General features: G+C 38.0%; 12 protein-coding genes and 1 pseudogene. 7 read left to right on the top strand and 6 right to left on the bottom strand.

What is annotated here, in order from left to right:
- Positions 1–38: 38 nt before the first annotated feature.
- Positions 39–1586, bottom strand: coding sequence for a diguanylate cyclase domain-containing protein (locus I4641_RS17095; protein ID WP_229641791.1), 1548 nt, complete (start codon positions 1584–1586; stop codon positions 39–41).
- Between the two features lie 226 nt (positions 1587–1812).
- Positions 1813–2427 carry a MiaE family protein gene (locus I4641_RS17090; protein ID WP_229641790.1) on the bottom strand — a complete coding sequence of 205 codons (615 nt, stop codon included), beginning with the start codon at positions 2425–2427 and terminating at the stop codon, positions 1813–1815.
- A 158-nt stretch (positions 2428–2585) separates the two neighbouring features.
- Between I4641_RS17090 and I4641_RS17085 the strand changes: the two genes are divergently transcribed.
- The gene (locus I4641_RS17085) at positions 2586–3359 is read left to right on the top strand and encodes a metallophosphoesterase family protein (RefSeq protein ID WP_229641789.1); all 774 of its coding nucleotides are present in this window, start codon (positions 2586–2588) and stop codon (positions 3357–3359) included.
- Between the two features lie 75 nt (positions 3360–3434).
- Here the strand turns inward: I4641_RS17085 and I4641_RS17080 are convergent, their stop codons facing one another.
- A complete protein-coding gene (locus tag I4641_RS17080; RefSeq protein ID WP_229641788.1) occupies positions 3435–4028 on the bottom strand; it encodes a DUF6262 family protein in 594 nt (197 codons plus the stop codon).
- 1204 nt (positions 4029–5232) lie between these two features.
- Here I4641_RS17080 and I4641_RS17075 point away from each other — a divergent pair.
- The gene (locus I4641_RS17075) at positions 5233–6165 is read left to right on the top strand and encodes a hypothetical protein (RefSeq protein WP_229641787.1); all 933 of its coding nucleotides are present in this window, start codon (positions 5233–5235) and stop codon (positions 6163–6165) included.
- An 18-nt stretch (positions 6166–6183) separates the two neighbouring features.
- Here the strand turns inward: I4641_RS17075 and I4641_RS17070 are convergent, their stop codons facing one another.
- Positions 6184–6438, bottom strand: a complete 255-nt coding sequence (locus tag I4641_RS17070) for a winged helix-turn-helix domain-containing protein (RefSeq protein ID WP_229641786.1) — start codon at positions 6436–6438, stop codon at positions 6184–6186.
- Between the two features lie 118 nt (positions 6439–6556).
- On the opposite strand from I4641_RS17070, the gene I4641_RS17065 reads away from it, so the two are divergent.
- The 4 genes from I4641_RS17065 to I4641_RS17050 all read left to right on the top strand — a co-directional run bounded on the left by I4641_RS17065 (position 6557) and on the right by I4641_RS17050 (position 13518).
- A complete protein-coding gene (locus I4641_RS17065; RefSeq protein WP_229641785.1) occupies positions 6557–7024 on the top strand; it encodes a DNA phosphorothioation-associated protein 4 in 468 nt (155 codons plus the stop codon).
- A gap of 494 nt (positions 7025–7518) precedes the next feature.
- Positions 7519–8157: a helix-turn-helix domain-containing protein gene (locus I4641_RS17060; protein WP_229641784.1), complete on the top strand. Its 639-nt coding sequence runs from the start codon at positions 7519–7521 to the stop codon at positions 8155–8157.
- 59 nt (positions 8158–8216) lie between these two features.
- Positions 8217–11318 (top strand): ABC transporter transmembrane domain-containing protein, encoded by a 3102-nt coding sequence (locus tag I4641_RS17055; RefSeq protein WP_229641783.1) that lies wholly within the window; start codon positions 8217–8219, stop codon positions 11316–11318.
- A 40-nt stretch (positions 11319–11358) separates the two neighbouring features.
- Positions 11359–13518, top strand: a complete 2160-nt coding sequence (locus I4641_RS17050; RefSeq protein WP_229641782.1) for a beta-barrel domain-containing protein — start codon at positions 11359–11361, stop codon at positions 13516–13518.
- 2 nt (positions 13519–13520) lie between these two features.
- On the opposite strand, the gene ligA is transcribed toward I4641_RS17050, so the two are convergent.
- Positions 13521–15548 (bottom strand): NAD-dependent DNA ligase LigA, encoded by a 2028-nt coding sequence (gene ligA, locus I4641_RS17045; RefSeq protein ID WP_229641781.1) that lies wholly within the window; start codon positions 15546–15548, stop codon positions 13521–13523.
- A gap of 13 nt (positions 15549–15561) precedes the next feature.
- Positions 15562–16044: a gluconokinase gene (locus I4641_RS17040; protein ID WP_229641780.1), complete on the bottom strand. Its 483-nt coding sequence runs from the start codon at positions 16042–16044 to the stop codon at positions 15562–15564.
- A 167-nt stretch (positions 16045–16211) separates the two neighbouring features.
- Between I4641_RS17040 and I4641_RS17035 the strand changes: the two are divergent.
- Positions 16212–16418: pseudogene (locus I4641_RS17035) on the top strand (ISAzo13-like element transposase-related protein); the annotation flags it as partial.
- Between the last annotated feature and the right edge of the window lie 26 nt (positions 16419–16444).

Raw genomic sequence — 16444 nt, 5'->3', positions numbered from 1 at the left:
CTAAGAGTGCGTTATCGATCGCTCAAAGTCAATCTGAATTACTTGATATTCATTTCTTGATAACTGTCTACAGGACCAACTGCAACTTGATTGCGCCCTGAATTTTTGGCTCGATACAGCAGCTTGTCTGCACTTTCAATTATTTGAGTAAAGGACTGTTTTGAATTGGGAATCGTGGTAGCAATACCCATGCTACAGGTAACGTATTTACTCACGCCAGATTTTTGATGGGGTAATTCTTCCTTAGCTAATGTTTGATTGATAGTTTGAGCGATAAATAATGCACCTTGAGCCTCTGTATTGGGTAAAATTATGGCAAATTCTTCTCCTCCATAACGAGCAACTAAATCTGCTGGTCTTCTGGTGGATTGGCGTAATATTTTGGCTATTTTCTGCAAACAGCGATCGCCTTGTTGATGACCGTAGAGATCGTTATAGGCTTTGAAACGATCTACATCGCACAAAATTAAAGACAATGGTTTTTGTTCCCTGCTCAATCGCTGCCATTCTTTATTTAAAACCAGATCGAAGTAGCGTCGATTGGCGATGTTGGTTAACCCGTCTAAAATAGCTAGCTGTTGTAATTGTTGATTTGCCGTTTGTAATCGACAGCATATTTGGGACTGCTGAATTGCAATAGTAACCTGAGTTGTCAATTTCTGTAAAAAGTTTATTTCCCAGTCTTGCCATTTTCTAGGGGTGGTGGTGTTATAAGCAATTAGCATCCCCCACAATCCTTCTTTTGTTTCTTCTGCATTGTCTTGTAAGACTATGGGATGAGTTAAATCTTCATAAACACAATCCACCGATTCCTTCAGCCAAATAGGTAAAATTAAATAAGAACTAACGGCTTGAAGATCTTGAATTAAGCTTGGAGGTAACAGATCGACTCCCGTACTCTCTACTGCTCGAACAGAAATTGATTGGGAGACAATCGAGTCTAGGGAAGATTCATTGATAGCGGAAATAAAGCGATCTATGGTTGTCTGGGCTGACTCCGTATCTAAAGAAGAAGCAACAATTGATATATCTTCAGATTGTTCTGATTCGTAACGATAAATCAATACTTGTTCGGTATTGAGAAATTTTTGAATTTCATCAATAGTGGTTTTTAAGATTGTTTCGAGGTCGATCGAGTTACGAATTTCATCCAGCATTTTTTTCATTAATGCTTGTTGGCGAATATTGAATTCGATCCGTTGACGTTCGATGGCATATTGAATCGAACGAGTTAAAGTTTTTCCCTCAAATTCACCTTTAACAAGATAGTCTTGCGCTCCCTGACGAAGAGATTGAAGGGCAATAGTAGGGTCATTAGTTTCCGTTAAGATGAGAATTGGTAATTGGGGTGCTTTTTGCTGGAAAATCTCTAAGCTTTCTATTCCTTGACTGTCGGGAAGAGATAAATCTAACAAAATGGCATCAAAGTCATCTCGTTCTAGGCTGTCTATGGCTTCTGTAACTTTCTTAACGTGCCTAACATCAGACTTTTGATAATTATATTCTTTTAGGATTTCGCCAATCCAACGAGCATCAGTTAAATTATCCTCAACCAACAGTAGCTTTAAAGCTTTTGTATTCACCATTCCAGTTTTAGTTAAATAAGTGGTTGTTGAATAGAAATAAGTAAATTAATGTCAATTTTGTATCGAATATAACAGTTTTGTTTGTTGTCATATTCGATATGCACAAAAACTCTAATTACTAAACAAACTTTATATTAATTTAAGCTATTATATTGGATTTTTACCTAGTGTTGCTAAAAATCGCCACAATTGATGATTGTTAGACAAATCAGTCTCTTCTAATTGCTTAACTATGTACTCTCGGTTCGTGATGCAAAGTACTCAAGATATTGCTTTCATACTCGCCTAATTCTGCCAAACGGCTTTCGATAGTAAAGCGATCGCTATAATGTTCGGCTAGTAGCCAATAAACTCCATAGTGGCGGGCTTCTGATGCCATCAAACTGCGGTAAAATTTGCCTAATTCTGGGTCGGGACAGCGATCTCCAATCAGACCCAATCTTTCGTGAGAACGGGCTTCAATAATCGCTGACAGTAGTAACGAGTCGATCAGGCGTTCTGGTTCGCCATGACGAACTTGGGATTTTAATTTAGTAAAATAAGGAGGGGCGTTAAGGGGTGCAAGGGCTATCTTTCTTTTTTCTAACCATTGATTGACCAGTTCAAAATGCTCTAATTCTTCCCGAGCGATCGCTGTTAGTTGGCGGACTAGTTTATGATGAGAGGGATAACGAAACATGAGATTGATTGCCACTCCTGCTGCTTTGCGTTCGCAATGGGAGTGATCTAACAAAACCGTATCCAAATTGGCGATCGCTTGTTCGATCCAAGCAGGATTGGATGGCTGTTGCAAAATTTTTATAGTGGAGATCGTGGTTGAAGCAGCTACCCGATTTGTCATTGTTCTTTTATACTTAGTAACGTTTCTTTGAGCGATCGATCTAAAATCAAACTTCAGATATAGTTATTATCCGCAATTAATCGGGAATACTTACTAGTAAGTTAACAATTTGCTTCTATTATTTGAAGAATTATCGAGTAGTCAAAAGAATTGTTGATATGCACATTGTCAAACCATCTAACATGAGCCATAATCGCCGAATTGTCATTGGTGACGTACACGGACACTATGACACTCTAGTTGCATTGTTAAATTCAATTTCACCAAATAGTAACGATGAGATTTATTTTCTTGGCGATTTGATTGATCGAGGACCAAAAAGTGCGCAGGTAGTAGATTTTGTGATGCGCAATCAGTTTAAGTGTCTTCGAGGAAATCATGAAGAGATGATGCTTGACGTAGTTGGCGGTCCAGAGGTATCCATCGAACTATATCAGGGCTGGTTGTATAGTGGCGGTCATGCCACAGTAGCCAGCTATGATAGCAAAATTCCCCAAGAACATATTGATTGGATGAAAAACCTACCGTTATATTACGATTTGGGCGACTATTGGCTAGTTCATGCAGGGGTAAATCCTGATGTTCCTCTACAGCAGCAAGGTGCAGAACAATTTTGTTGGATTAGAGAAGATTTTCACAGCAGCAACAAGGCTTTCTTCAAAGATAAATTGATTGTGACGGGACATACTATTACTTTTACTCTCCCAGGAGTGCAACCAGGACAAATAGCTGCGGGTAAGGGATGGTTGGATATCGAAACTGGTGCGTATCATCATAATAGTGGTTGGATGACAGCTTTAGACCTCAATCGGCAAAAGGTTTATCAAGCAAATACCTTTGATGGTCGAATTCGTATTTTGCCCCTCAGAAAAGCGATCGCTAAAGTTGATTCTTCTAGAGTTATTTCTCGTAGAATGCGGAAACGAGCATAATAATGTGTGTGCAGCTTGAAAGAACTATATATTTAAAAACTTCAATAATTTTTTTACATATTATATTTGTCATTACTAAATTTCTTTTTTGAACTCTTTCCGAATTGTTTTAATTACTTTTGTGTTCTCTGATGTTATTTTTTGCACTACTCTTTTTCTCGTTTCCATTACAACTTCATCTTGGGTATCGTAACCCTGGCTTAAAATAAAGCTTCTGGTCTTGTGTAAATTTTGTTTGATATATTCTAATTCTTGCTTTAATTGCTGGTTCTCTGTCTGCAATTGGAGGTTCTCTATTTGTAGCTTAGTCAATGATTTTCCTTTCTCTTCAATGGCATTTATATAATTGTTTAATTCTTCTATTTTTCCGATTAATTCTATTTTTTCCGATTTTAGTTTTTTGAGTTGTTGATTTATATTGGATGGCAAACATTTCTCGCTATCTAAATTATATTTCTGTCGATCTCTAAGGGTTTGAATTTTATAAGCTAATTCTGGATATTTATATATATAACTAACAGAAACTCCCGCTGTCTTGGCTACAGATCTTACGGTGATTTTAAAGTTATTTTCGATTAAATATTCTATAGCTTCTTCTGTTCTAGCTAATGCTATTTTTTGTTTTTGTTGACTAGCGATCGTCAGTGCTGCTATTTGTTTGTTTGACATTTAGCTCTCTCGATTATTTTTGCTGCTCAACGATGTGGACGTTGTAAACGTTTTTGTTGTACATCCGATAATTACTGTTATCGGATGTAAGATTGTACTTTGATACATAAGCTTTTCAAGATTTTACTTCCAAAATATAGATAAAAATATAATCGCCACAACATATATAGCGATTGTAACCGAAGTTTCTCTTTTTTTGCTTATTTGCCTTTTGAGTATGATTTTCGGGAGAATAATTATGTATATGAGGATTAGCTATTTTTGAGAATTACATTCTAGTTTTATTTGAGTTTAATTGCGATCGCAACACTAGTGAAACTGGTTTTCAGTTTGTATTAAAAGTATGATTATTTTTTCTACTCTAGATATTGAAATATAAAGTTTTTTTATTCCAGGGAAATAAATGCAAAGAATATACAGTTATTGAGCTTGCTAGTTTTTTCCACTATTACTCAGTCAAATTACTTTGGCAATATGCCATCATCTCGACTCATTGGCTGTATTTGTGATCGCGATTGTCCGCCAAGCTTGTTTACAAATTAATTGGTATTTTATCGTTAAAACTAATTAATATGTCGTCGAAAGAACGAGTCTATTATTGTCTCACAATTAAATTTATGACACATAAAATAAAAAGACTCGATTTAAAAATCAATCTTCGCTAGCATATCAAAAAACGGATTTGTCTAATGTGTCATTATTTGAAATTTGATACAAAAAAGGTCGATCTCTGTTTAAACTCCAGATGATTGTACTCTTCTACACCCAAGAAAGATTCTTCTTTGTTTGGGTATTGCGATCAGGCTGGAAACTGCATTAAATAATAAAAAGCAATTTCATGATATTGCTGGTACTTATATTCAAAAAAATTCTCTACCAACCAAAGCAAACAAACGATACTCTATATCCGCGTTTAATTCCTCTTTAAGCTCCCTTACCAGAGCTTCTTGACTAGTTCACCTAATTCAACTCTTCCCCCCAGGAAAAGTCCAAAAATTATCTTTAACATAGCGATCAAGTAAAAAAACAATCTTCTCTGCGTGTTTTTGGTTGCTATATTCTGCGATCGCAATACGAACATTCATAATCTCTTTTTGTTTCAATTATTTAATTTTGACACAAAATATTTTTTCATACCTAATTGATTCCAATGTAAGTTTGGAAGTACCTTTGAATGAAGAACATCAAACCAATAGAGTTGATTATGAAAATTCTGCGAATTTCCTTGCTGGCAGCTATCTTGAGTCTTAGTTGGCTTTGGGCAACTCCGATGGCTTTTGCCCAACAAACCCGCGCTGAGGCTACTTATGCCAAGTGCCAAGAAGTTGAAAGATACTATTTTGCACAAATACAAAAACCTCTGCCTAAACTATCAAATCCTAACTTGACTCGACCGTTTATTATGGCTTTTGGGAAAGGATTTTTTTGGAATCAACCAAACGATGAACTTCTCATACCATCAAAGGAAGCTAATGCTTTTCCTGTTCTTGCCCTTGCCAAACAAGGTTCTTATCTCTTACCTCGAAAAATAACTTGCGATCTGAATAAAGGTCAAATAAAAATCGGCATGAAAGCTTTCTTGTTATTGGAAGAGAGAAAAAAACCACTTGTAATCGATCAAGTTGATGAAATGTGGTGGAAAGACAATTCAGAGGTTTTTGAGGGGAAAATTTTATTTTCTACAAAAGAAGATGGAACTTTCCTTCAGCTTGATAGTGACTTTACTTTCCGTGGGTGCAATGCCGATGGAGTTGATTGCAATTCGATCGACATCTTATTTCCTTTTCCTGTACCAGACAGATCTATTTGTATAGATTTGGCACTAGCAAATTATGGAATTGAGATAGAAAATCCTAGTGAAATTAGATCTTGTACGATATACAACGATAATTTGAATTACTTTCAAGATAATCCCAGGGAAGTTGTTGTATACGAAAAGAAGGGACGACAAATTTTGGGTTCTCATTTACAAGTGATGAATAATATATGGCTGGATGTGACATATCAAGACGACAGCGTTTTAGAATATAGAGGGGCAAAATGCTTCATGCAGTACACCTCTGATTTTCAACAAGATTGGGAAAATCGAGATTTCAAGACAGATCTTTGCTCTCCCAGAGAGGTTATTCGGAAATAAGATAAAAAGGTGTATCCTTTAAGACTCCTCGCTCTTTTTAAACATTTCATAGTAGGGAATATTCTTCTTAACCGCATAGTCAGTTTTAGAAGAATAAAAATTTCCTTCCCGATCGTGAAATGCCCAAGTAGTAGGAAAATTAATGATCGCACCCATAGTTAGAGGAACGCCAGATTCCTTTAAAGCATTAATGCGTCGGTGTAAAGTACTCCTCGATAAACCCGTTTCTTCCATCAACTGTTTGTAACTATATTTTTCTCCATCAATCAGCATCGAGTTTAATAATCCTCATTATGTGTCAGAGTTTTGATTTTGACACATGTTTCACGGGATAGCTATAAAATGTCCTTAGCAGCACTAAAAAGTTACTTGTTACTCCTTCCTTAAAACCATGCCTCTTCCCCGTATTAAAGTAGCCAAAGATAAAGCAGAATTAGTTCAAAAACTACTAGATACCAAAGGATCGACGGGAGCGTTTCAAACCTATGCCGATATAGTGGCGTTTGCTGCTAGTTTGGGAGCAAAATATCAAAAGCGAGTCCCTTTAAAAGAAATATCTCAAACCGAACCCGCACCTATTAGTTTAGAAATATTCATTTCTCGTGGATACGATCGCCTTATTGAATTAATTGCAGTGACAGATACCCAAGATATTGAAATTTTATCTACTAAAGATGCGATCGTTCAAACCACAAAAATTAAAATTTTTGAAGAATATGCCAATGGTGGTTTAGAAAAACTAGCTCATGAATTGCGTGGTGCAGTAGATTATACCGAAAGACTGGTTTTAATTCTCAACACAGAAAGATTTGCTCCTGAAACTGACGAAGAAGAATTCGATCTGAGTAGATTTTTATAAATTTCAAATGTTTCATTAATTTAATTTTGAAACACAAAAAAGTAGCAAAAGTAACCAAAACATGAAAAATTAAGCAGAAAAGCTGATAAAAATCAGCATAAAATATTAAAAAAATATGTAACCCATAGTTTATATTCAACTTAACTTTACAAATAAAACAATCTCACTTCATCTCCTCTTCATAGATAGTCTGGGATTTTTAAAAATTTGATGAAGATGCTTTTTCGCCCAAAAAAGGTGCATAAACGGAGTGTAAACTTCGTATATGAGGTATGAAAAGACAACTATTTAGTTTGTAGGGAAGAATAAAAAGTAACTTACACGATATAAAAAGACCATTACTAAAGCGCGCGAGCAATTTGAGGGATCGGGAGAAAGTATCTTTATCTTGTCATTGCCCGAGTACCAATCGTTAGAGTAAAGGTTATTAATCGTATTGATAAGTTGAAATTTTTCGACAAACCAAGAAAATTGTTAGAGGAAAAACTCATATCATGTATAGCCAACAATCTCAATTTAACGACTTTGAGTCCAGCTTTTCACCATCTCAACCCAAGAACAACGAGCAATTACTCTCGCCATTTCAACAAAAACTACTAAAAGAGAAACTCAAGACCAATCTCAGACCAGAATATCGCAGACGAATTGAAATCATGTTACTGGCAGATCGGGGTCATTCTCAGACTCAAATATGTTCCGCGTTAAATTGCTCCCACGAGACAGCCAGATACTGGACTCATATAGCTCAATCAGGAAATGCTCATCGCTGGAAAGATCTCCCTATCGGTAGACCAAAAACAGTTAATGAAAAATACCTCAATCGCTTGAGAGACTTAGTAACTCAGAGTCCTCGCGATTTTGGCTATGCTTTTCGACGTTGGACGGCTGGCTGGTTGAGCAAACATTTAGCACAAGAATTGGGGATAGAAGTCAGCGAACGTCATGTTAACCGCTTGCTCAAGCAAATGGGATTATCAACCCGTCATTCTCGCAATTCAGAAGAAAAGTCTCCGACTCAAAATAATAAGCTACAAAAACCAGAGCGATCGAGCAAATCCAATATTGTGATTCGCAATCTTCAAGGGGACAGGCAACCTCAAAAAATCAGCTTTAGTCCTTTTTATTTAATTTAATTTAATTCAAATTTAATTTTCCGCTTCGCTTTTATAAAAAACAATGTTGGCTTTAAATCATGTACACAGGTTCTCGATCGCAAGCTAATGTTCGACAACAATTAATCGGGCAATTACAACAAACTTTAGGCAGATCTTTATCACAATCAGAATTAAACCAATACACGCCCCAAATACAGCTAGTCGAACCATCTATCGGCAAACAATTCTGGCAATCTAGCCGATCTACTCCAGGAATATATCTAATTTTGGCAGGGAAAGTTAGATTATTTAATGCTGGGGGTCAACTATTAACCTCTTTAAACGAAGGATCTTCTTTTGGAGAATTAACCCTATTTCCCCAAGAATCATTTCGTCCTTATGTTGCTAGGGCTTCCTTTAAACTTCAATTAGCTTTTGTTCCAGGAACATTATTAGAAAAACTCATAACAAAAGACTCCCAACTAGGAGAACATTTAAAACAACAAGCCTTATTTCAAGAATTGCTTCTCTTGTGTCGTCAGACATCCGAATTAAAAAGCATTTCTTTAGAAAGACTCAAACCAATAATTCCTTTATTAGAAAGGAACAATCTCAATCAAGGTCAACTATTATCCGCTTCCCTGTCCGAAGCATATTTGTGGCTAATTAGGACGGGGGAAATAGAAGACGAAGACGGAGAAAAAGTAGCTGCGGGGAGTATATACTTTCCCATTCAATCCCAAGTTCAAAAATTCTGGCAGGTCAATCAACGGACTGAATTATATACCCTTAGTTATGAAAACAGGAATGCAGTAAGATTATACTCTGTTGAACTAAATAGATTTCGATCGGGGGGAACAGTTGCAGCAGAAAACTCCTTAGTTGAGCGTAGCGAAATCATTGCACCGATCGAATTCCAGGCAGTCCCCGCGATCGACCTTCCGAGTAATACAACTCCAGAAAAACAAGCACCCAAACGAGAGCAAAAAGACTATTTTCCCAATCCCCAACAAAAAGTCGGTCATCTATGGCAGCGTATTACCAAAAAATATCCCTACTACGCTCAACAAAGCGTTACGGACTGTGGTGCGGCTTGTCTGTTAATGATCGGACAGTATTGGGGAAAAAACTTTAGTTTAAATCGCTTGAGAGATTTAGCCAACGTCAATCGTAACGGTTCGACCTTGAGGGGATTAGCTTTTGCAGCCGAAAGCATTGGTTTTATTACAAGACCGATCAAAGCTACTTTAGACAAATTTGCCGAGCAAAAACTACCTGCGATCGCTCATTGGGAAAATAACCATTATATTGTCGTTTTTGAAATCAATCAAAAGCACGTCATTGTCTCCGATCCTGCTATGGGACCAAGAGTATTGACTCATCGAGAGTTTCAAGCAGGATGGACTGGTTATGCTATGTTACTCGAACCTACTGGTTGGCTAGATGAGGGAAAAGGTTCGAGTTTTCCCATTTGGCGATTTATGGAGTTATTAAAACCCCATACTGTAGTTTTAACCGAGGTGTTAGTCGCTTCAATTGTTATTCAAATATTTGGTTTGGTAACGCCCTTATTAACCCAGTTATTGTTAGATAAAGTAGTAGTGCAGCGCAGCAGCCTTACTTTAATGGCAGTCGGGATGGGGTTGCTGCTGTTTGGTTTATTTAGGGTAGCGATTACGGGATTGCGACAATATCTATTAGACCACGTATCCCAAAAAGTTAACGTTTCTTTGATTGTAGGGTTTGTCAGACATAGTTTTAAACTACCCCTCAGCTTTTTTGAATCCCGCTATGTAGGAGATATAGTAGCGCGGTTACAAGAAAATCAAAAAATTCAAAACTTTTTAACAGGGGAAGCACTCTCGATCTTTTTAGATTTCATTACCATCTTTATCTATGTCGGCTTAATGTTTTGGTATAGCTGGCAAATGGCATTACTGGCATTAGTTATTGTCCCTCCCTTCTTTATCTTGGCTTTGGTGGCTACGCCGTTTTTACAAAAAATATCGCGGGATATCTTTACCGCATCGGCAAAAGAGAAAAGCTATGTAATTGAGGCATTTTCGGGTATCGCCACCGTCAAATCAATGGCGGTAGAAAACCGCGTGCGCTGGCGTTGGGAAGAATATTTAAACAAAGCAGTTAAAAAAGGTTTTAGCGGGCAGATCATCGGCAACAAAGTTCAGGTAATCAGTTCTACAATTCAGGTAATAGCGACTACTGCCGTATTGTGGTTTGGTGCTTGGCAAGTCATTCAAGAGCAACTTACTGTAGGACAGTTAATTGCCTTTAATATACTGTTAGGTAATGTAATTAGTCCCTTCCAACGTTTAGCAGTATTGTGGAATCAACTCCAAGAAGTAATTATTTCCATTGAAAGAATTAACGATGTCTTAGAAGCCGAACCTGAAGAAGATTGGCAAGTCCACCCCAGACAGATATTACCAGCGATCGAGGGTCGCATAAGTTTCCAAAGCGTAAGCTTTCGCTATCATCCCGATGATAAAGCTAATGTAATTGAAAATCTGAATTTTGAGGTTAAAGCAGGACAAACGATCGCTTTAGTCGGTCGTAGCGGATCGGGAAAAAGTACTTTAGCCAAACTGATTTTATCTTTATATACTCCCACGGGAGGAAAAATACTCGTTGATGGTCACGATCTGGCTAATGTCTCTTCTGCCTCGTTGCGCCGTCAGGTGGGAGTAGTAGATCAAGCTAACTTCTTATTTGGGGGGACAATTCGGGAAAATATCAGCGTTAAGCATCCCGAAGCTAGTTTAGAAGAAATTAGAGCAGCAGCCGAACAAGCTGGTGCAGATGAATTTATTCAAAAGCTACCCTTGAAATACGAAACCCTGGTAGGGGAAAGAGGCGGATCGCTATCTGGAGGTCAATGTCAACGACTGGCGATCGCCAGAGCCTTATTAGGCAACCCCCGATTGCTTATTTTAGATGAAGCGACCAGTAGTTTGGATGCAGAATCAGAAAGAATAATTCAGAACAACCTCAATGCAATTATTCAAGACCGCACCACAATTATTATCGCCCACCGCCTTTCTACTATCCGTCAAGCAGACCAAATTTTAGTATTGGATAAAGGAGTGCTGGTAGAACATGGAACTCATGACGAGCTGATGAATAAGCAAGGACACTATTTCTACCTCAATCAGCAACAACTAGCGGTAACTCAAAAATCATAAAATCTAACGATCTCTACAAAATTAATCAAGTTTTAGTATCATGTCATCTTCCAATTCCAATTCCAATTCCCCTGCTAACCTAGCTAATCAAAAAAAAACCGAAATTCGCATTCTCATTGTCGACCATCAAAGCCTGAGTAGCGAATTAATTAAAAGTCAACTCAAACCAGAACCACATATTAAAATAATTGGCTCGGTACATACCGAATTAGCCACCTTTGAGGTAATTAAGAATTTTCTACCTAGTATTGTAATCATTGATTTTGATGTGCCAGAAATCAATGGTTTTGCTTTAGTTAAAAAGATTTATGATAATTTTGCCGAAGTTAAAACAATCGTATTTACCCATAGCAATCGATTGGGGAAAATCAATCAAGCATTGAGTTTGGGAGCGAGTGGATTTTTGATTAAAAATTCTTCTACAGAAGAAGTCAAAAGCGTCCTCAATACAGTGACATCAGATAGATCGGACGATACTAAATTACAGCTTCCTATTCCCAGCGATCCTCTGGAATTAATTGAAAATACTCCATCTCAAATTTATGAAAATAACCAGAATTACGAGAGTGTAGAAGAGGTTAGAGAATTTCTAGATCGGGTTACATCAGATAAATCAAAGATAACAGACGACACCAAGTTACAAGCCCCTCTCCAAAGTTCGCCTCCCCAAACAGTAGAAACAGCTCAAAGCGAAAGTGTTGCTCTAATCACTCAAAATTCAGCCATTGTTCCCGCTGCAACGGCTCCGTTACCTGCGGTTATAGAAGAAAAAGAAGATTGGTCTGCTGCTACTAAAGATTTGATGGATGCCTTACCCCGTGTTTGGACGAGGGGTTTACTTTATTGTTTGATAATTGGTACGGGGATTATCATACCCTGGTCGGTTCTAACCAAAGTCGATCAAACAGGTACTGCTAGGGGAAGATTAGAACCAAAAGACAAGGTAATTCAATTAGACGCACCTGTAGGAGCAAAAATCAAAGGAATAAATGTTAAAGAAGGGGATAAAGTCAAGAAAGGAGCTATTTTAGCCGAATTAGGTTCGGAAATAGTCAATTCCGAACTAGAACAACTAAAAGACAAGCGATCGGGCTTAATGGAAAGATTAAGCCAGTTAGAACTAAGACAAGATCGAGCTAGAACAGCGATTAATACTATTAATGAAGAAAACAATTCGCGATCGCTAGAAAGTGATTCTCAGCTAGCCCAAGCACAACAAAATCTCGATACCCTCAAAGCTTTGTATCAATCTCAAAAGAACGAAAAATTAGCCCAAATAGAACAAGTAAAGCAAGAAATCAATTCCAGCATAGCTGCTCGCAAACAAGCACAATTAGCTTTAGCAGGCTCTCAAGCAAGATCCAAGCGTCTCGAAGCAGCCTATCAAGAGGGTGTGATTTCTCAAGATCGTTTTCTAGAAATCCAGCAACAAGCCCAAGAAAATCAAGAACTTTTGATTCAAGCCAATTCCGCAGTCGAACAATCTCGCTCTCGCTTACAAGAACAACAAAGCAGTTACGAAAATTTGATTAAAAACTCAGATGCAGAAATCAAACAAGCAGCATTGCGAGTAGACGAGCGTAGAAATAGCAATCAAGGTGGTATATCTTCAGGAAAAAGGGAAATACTGCAAGCAGAAGAACAACTCCAAGAGCTAAAAACCCAGATTGTTGCAGTCGACACTGAATTAGCTCAAACTAACAAGCAAATCGAATCGAGTCAGTTTGAGTTAAAACAACGGCAAATAGTCGCTCCTGCTGATGGTACGGTATTTCATATTGCTGCTAGGGGCAAAGGATCGGTAATTCAACCAGGAGACAGAGTGATTGAAATTGCACCTCAAGACTCTACTCTAATTCTCAAGGCGCAGATTCCTCCTACCGACAGTGGATTTCTGACCAAAGGAATGCCCGTTAAGATCAAGTTTGATGCCTATCCTTTTCAGGATTATGGTGTAAGTGACGGTGAATTGGTTTCTATTTCTCCCGACTCTAAAGTCACCGATACTCCCCAAGGAAAACAAGAAATTTACGAACTAGAAGTAGAATTGGACAAGCCTTATATACTCGATGGAACCAAGAAAATTGAGCTAACTCCTGGTCAAACTGCTACGGCGGAAGTGATTATTCGTCAGCGTCGCGTGATTGATTTCTTCCTCGATCCATTTAGGAAGTTACAAGAAGATGGAGTAAAATTTTAATTTTATTGTTTTAATATTTCTAATAGTTCCTCTTCGCTCATTTGCTTGACACCCAATTTTTCAGCTTTAGCTAATTTAGATCCTGGATTTTCTCCTAGTAATAAGTAGTCGGTTTTTTTACTAATAGAACTCGTTACTTTTCCTCCCCATCGCTCGATCATCTTCTTGGCTTCGTCGCGCTTTAAAGTTGGTAGAGTTCCCGTGATGACAAAGCTTTTATCAGCAAATATTAATTCGCCTGCATTTTCTCGATCTATTTCTTCAGCTTTAAACTCTAATCCTACTGTTTGTAGGGATTGAATTAAGGCTTTATTATTTTCTACTCGTACCCATTCAAACACAGATTGGGCTATCTCTTCACCAATGCCATAAACTGCCTCGATAGATTCAAAAGATGCTGATGATAAAGCTTCAATTGTCGGGAAACTTTGAGTTAATATTTTGGCATTGGTACTGCCTACATAACGAATACCCAAACCATATAAAATACGGTCAAAAGATTGGTTTTTAGATTCGGCGATCGCCTTAACTAATTTCTCAGCGGATCGCGTACCCATCCGTTCTAAACTAGCAATTTGTTCGATAGTTAAAGTATATAAATCCGCAACGGAATTAACTAAATTGTTCTCAATTAAAAGAATCGCAATTCTTTCCCCTAAGCCCCTAATATCCAAGGCATTACGAGAAGCCCAATGGATAATACTACCCCGAAGAATAGCAGGACAAGATATATTAATGCAACGAGTAACAGCTTCTTTTTCGGGACGTACTAAAGTAGAATTACATTCGGGACATTGGGTAGGCATTTGATAGGGAATAGTACCAGAAGGGCGCAGATCGGGTAAGACTCTCACTACTTCGGGAATGATTTCCCCTGCTTTACGGATAATTACCGTATCCCCAACGCGGATATCCAGTTCAGCAATGCGATCGCTATTATGAAGAGTAGCCCGCTGTACTGTAGTTCCTGCAAGCTGTACGGGCTGCATGACTGCCATGGGCGTAATCGCCCCAGTACGCCCTACATTAACAATAATATCTTTAACAACTGTGGGGGATTCTTCTGCGGGATACTTAAGAGCGATCGCCCAACGGGGAAATTTGTTGGTAAACCCTAGTAGTTTTTGGAGTTGATAGTCGTTGAGTTTTACCACCACCCCATCAGTCATATAGGGTAAAGTTTTTCTTCCCTCATCCCATTGATTAAAATATGCTTCTACTTCAGCTAAAGAGTTACACAATTTGCGGTTGGGGTTAACCAGAAATCCCATTTCTTGTAACTCTTCCAAGGAATTCCATTGAGATGTTACAGCTTCCTCTTCTCGATCGACGACGTGCAAAGTATAGGCAAAAAAGTTAAGTTTGCGTTCGGCTACTATCTTAGAATCAAGCTGGCGTAATGTACCCGCAGCAGCATTACGAGGGTTAGCAAATAAAGCTTCTCCCGACTGGTTTCTCGATTGGTTAATTGATTCAAATACATCTAGGGGTAAAAACGCCTCTCCCCTAACTTCTACCCTAGGGGGTGGATTATCTAACTTTAACTTTAAAGGAATAGTACGGATAGTTTTAATATTTTGGGTAATCTCTTCCCCCGCTACTCCATCCCCACGAGTTGTACCCCTAACTAAAATACCGTCTTCATAAGTTAAAGCGATCGCGCTTCCATCAATTTTTAGTTCGCAGACATAAGTAAATTTTTCTGGTATCTTTTCTAATTGTCTTTGCCAGCGAGTTTCCCATTTAGCCAATTCTGCGGAGTTAAAAGCATTCTCTAGACTATAAAGAGGTATATTATGTTTTACAGAGTTAAACTGGGATGCTGGCTTGTCTCCTATCCGTTGTGTGGGACTATCGGGGGTAATTAGTTCGGGATATTCTGCTTCTAAATCCTGTAACTGACGATATAGCTTGTCGTATACCGCATCTTCCATAATCGGATTGTCCAACACATAATAAACATATCCCGCTGTTTGTAATTGAGTCCGCAATTGAGCAGCTTGTTGTTTGATTTTGGGAGTTAAGTTCATAAAACTATTCAAGTTACGCCAAAGAATTCAATATCTGTTGGACAATGGTTTCAGGGGATAGAGAAACGTCTACGACTAAAGCATTAGCTGGTTCTTCCAAAACTGCAAATTGGCTGGTTAATAGATCGGCTTTCATAAAGTGTCCCTGACGCTGTTCGATTCGGGAACGAATACAATTATAATCACCCTGAAGATAAATAAAAATAACTCGGCGATCTTCATGTTGTAAGATCGAACGATATTTTTGCTTGAGTGCTGAACAAGCTAATACTCCTGTTTCTCCCTTCTGTAATTTTTGTTCGATTAATTGTCTCAAATCTTGTAACCAAGAAATGCGATCGCTATCTGTCAGGGGAATTCCTCGATCCATTTTGTCCACATTATGAGGGGGGTGAAAATCATCACCATCATAGAAATCACAATTAAGGCGATCGCTCAACAGTTTACCGACAGTTGATTTTCCCGATCCCGATACTCCCATCACAATATAAAACATATTATTTCCCTGTGGGGCGAATGATTATTCGCCCGTACGATATAACTCTCTTCAAATGCTTATTCTTGAGCCATATCTTTTTTTAGTATTCGTCTTAGGCGATCGCTGCTTAAATCTACAACCTTTTATTAGGGACTTGAAAAGCAGTAACTAGAAGTAACCGAACTCAATTTATCAAACGTATGGTCGAGTTGTCCCAGAGTATTGATGTCAAAATTCGACTAATTTACTATCCTTCCTATCATAGCAAGTACAATCAAATTGAAAGATATTGGGCAATACTCGAAAACTATTGTAATGGTGCTATTTTAGACTCGGTTGAGACTGCAATCCAATGGGCAAGCAATGAACCTATCCCACTAATAATTTATTAATCCAAATATGAATCATAGCTAATGAT

Origin of the sequence: Waterburya agarophytonicola KI4, assembly GCF_020640915.1 — a bacterium.
Classification (GTDB): domain Bacteria; phylum Cyanobacteriota; class Cyanobacteriia; order Cyanobacteriales; family Xenococcaceae; genus Waterburya; species Waterburya agarophytonicola.
Note: the sequence above shows the minus strand (reverse complement) of the source record. Positions and strands in the feature narration are given on the sequence as shown.

Bases quoted from the DNA above. Each gene is read 5' to 3' on its own strand.
- I4641_RS17095 (WP_229641791.1), bottom strand. From the start codon at position 1,586: ATGGTGAATACAAAAGCTTTAAAGCTACTGTTGGTTGAGGATAATTTA.
- I4641_RS17090 (WP_229641790.1), bottom strand. From the start codon at position 2,427: ATGACAAATCGGGTAGCTGCTTCAACCACGATCTCCACTATAAAAATT.
- I4641_RS17085 (WP_229641789.1), top strand. From the start codon at position 2,586: ATGCACATTGTCAAACCATCTAACATGAGCCATAATCGCCGAATTGTC.
- I4641_RS17080 (WP_229641788.1), bottom strand. From the start codon at position 4,028: ATGTCAAACAAACAAATAGCAGCACTGACGATCGCTAGTCAACAAAAA.
- I4641_RS17075 (WP_229641787.1), top strand. From the start codon at position 5,233: ATGAAAATTCTGCGAATTTCCTTGCTGGCAGCTATCTTGAGTCTTAGT.
- I4641_RS17070 (WP_229641786.1), bottom strand. From the start codon at position 6,438: ATGCTGATTGATGGAGAAAAATATAGTTACAAACAGTTGATGGAAGAA.
- I4641_RS17065 (WP_229641785.1), top strand. From the start codon at position 6,557: ATGCCTCTTCCCCGTATTAAAGTAGCCAAAGATAAAGCAGAATTAGTT.
- I4641_RS17060 (WP_229641784.1), top strand. From the start codon at position 7,519: ATGTATAGCCAACAATCTCAATTTAACGACTTTGAGTCCAGCTTTTCA.
- I4641_RS17055 (WP_229641783.1), top strand. From the start codon at position 8,217: ATGTACACAGGTTCTCGATCGCAAGCTAATGTTCGACAACAATTAATC.
- I4641_RS17050 (WP_229641782.1), top strand. From the start codon at position 11,359: ATGTCATCTTCCAATTCCAATTCCAATTCCCCTGCTAACCTAGCTAAT.
- ligA (WP_229641781.1), bottom strand. From the start codon at position 15,548: ATGAACTTAACTCCCAAAATCAAACAACAAGCTGCTCAATTGCGGACT.
- I4641_RS17040 (WP_229641780.1), bottom strand. From the start codon at position 16,044: ATGTTTTATATTGTGATGGGAGTATCGGGATCGGGAAAATCAACTGTC.